The 1,826-nt window shown below is 66.6% G+C and carries 2 protein-coding genes; both read left to right on the top strand.

The features are described from left to right. On the top strand, positions 1-538 hold a 538-nt coding region (locus tag JX325_RS16105), incomplete at its 5' end, for an NAD(P)/FAD-dependent oxidoreductase (protein WP_374220655.1). Further along, the gene (locus JX325_RS16100; protein ID WP_204792058.1) at positions 535-1,503 is read left to right on the top strand and encodes a D-2-hydroxyacid dehydrogenase; all 969 of its coding nucleotides are present in this window, start codon (positions 535-537) and stop codon (positions 1,501-1,503) included. The genes JX325_RS16105 and JX325_RS16100, both read left to right, overlap by 4 nt. Positions 1,504-1,826 lie beyond the last annotated feature (323 nt).

The raw sequence follows: 1,826 nt of genomic DNA, 5'->3' as shown, positions 1-1,826 counted from the left end.
GGACAAAGAGAACATCAACGGGGCCATTTTGGTAAACGTCACCCCGGAGGATTTCGGCGGGGACGGCTCCCCCTTGGCGGGGGTGGCGTTCCAGCGGCGGCTGGAGGAGGAGGCCTACGCCCTGGGCGGCGGCGGCTACCGGGCCCCTGCCCAGCGGGTGGAGGACTTCCTGGCCCGCCGCCCCTCCGGGGGACCGGGGCGGGTGAAGCCCAGCTACCGTCCCGGCGTCGCGTGGACGGATCTCCACCAGTGCCTGCCTCCCTTCGTCTCGGCGGCGCTGGAGGAGGCCCTGCCCATCCTGGGCCGGAAGCTCCGGGGCTATGACGCTCCGGACGCCGTGCTCACCGCCGTGGAGAGCCGCAGCTCCTCCCCCGTCCGTATCTCCCGGGGCCCGGACGGCCAGTCGGCCCTCCGGGGGCTCTACCCCTGCGGCGAGGGGGCGGGCTACGCCGGAGGCATTCTCTCCGCCGCCGCCGACGGCATGAAAGCCGCCGAGGCCCTGCTGAAACATTCACGACAAGGAGANGATCCGTCATGAGAGACATCTGCGTTTATCAGGAGTTCCTTACCGAGGCCCACAAGGCCCGGATTCGAGAGACGGCGGAGGACTTGGGCTTTACGCCTCATTTCTTCACCCTGGACCAGTTTGAGGAGGCGAAGGCCTGCCTCCAGGGCTGTGAAATCCTCTATGCCCACAACCCGGAGCTTCTTCGGGCGGCCCCGGCGTCTTTGAAGTGGTACTGCTGCTCCTACGCCGGGGTGGACCCCTACTGCAAGGACCCCGGCCTCTTCGCAAACCCGGACTGCCTGCTGACCAACTCCAACTGCTACGGCGTCACCATCGCGGAGCATGTGGTCATGGTGCTGCTGATGCTGCTCCGGCGGATGCCGGAGTATGAAGAGGTGGTGCGAAACCGGGGCTGGAGCAACCAGCTTCCCATCCGGTCCATCCGGGACAACGAATTTACCATCCTGGGCACGGGGGACATCGGCGTCAACGTGGCGGACCGGCTCCGCGGCATGGGGGCCGCCCGCATCACCGGATTGAGCCGCAGCGGCCGGGCGCGGGAGGGGTTTGACGAGGTGCTGCCCATCTCGCGGCTGGACGAGGCGCTGCCCCAGGCCCGGAATCTCATTATGGCCCTCCCCGGCACGGCGGAGACCTATCACATCCTGAACCGGGCGCGGATTGCCCTGCTGCCCCAGGGGGCTTACGTGGTGAACGTGGGCCGGGGCGCCGCCGTGGAGCAGGAGCCCCTGGCGGAGGCCCTGAACGCCGGGCGCTTAGGCGGCGCGGCCCTGGACGTGATGGACCCGGAGCCCCTGCCCGGGGATCATCCCCTGTGGACGGCCCGGAACATCATCCTCACCCCCCACGTCTCGGGGAACATGACCCTGGGCTATACCTGCGACCGGAACGTGGAGATGTTCTGCGAAGACTTGGGGAACTACGCCGCCGGGCGGCCCCTGAACGGCCTCATCGACCGGGCCAGGGGCTATTGAGAATGTGAAAAAGCGGCCCCGGTCAGGGGCCGCTTGGCGGTCAGGTTTTGGTTTTCAGCGGGCCAGGCAAACGGCACCGCCCAGTACCACGATGGAAAACAGCGTGTACAGCATGTGGGGCACCTCCTTCTTTCATAAAATCGTTTTGCGGCGTCAGCGCTTGATGCAAGCGGCGCCGCCCAGCAAGGCCATGAACAGCAGCGTGTACAAAGTGCTCATTTCCGGGGCACCTCCTTCTCTCTTGAGGTTGATTGCATGATACCACGGCCCGGAGGGAAAGACATTCAATATCTTGCCGGGATTTCCCGGGGAAGGCCCTGGCC

This window comes from Oscillibacter sp. CU971 (genome assembly GCF_905219725.1).
Classification (GTDB): Bacteria; Bacillota; Clostridia; order Oscillospirales; family Oscillospiraceae; genus Oscillibacter.
This window is presented reverse-complemented; position numbering and strand designations above follow the sequence as displayed.

Excerpts from the sequence above, each read along its gene's own strand:
- JX325_RS16100 (WP_204792058.1), top strand. The coding sequence starts at position 535 with ATGAGAGACATCTGCGTTTATCAGGAGTTCCTTACCGAGGCCCACAAG.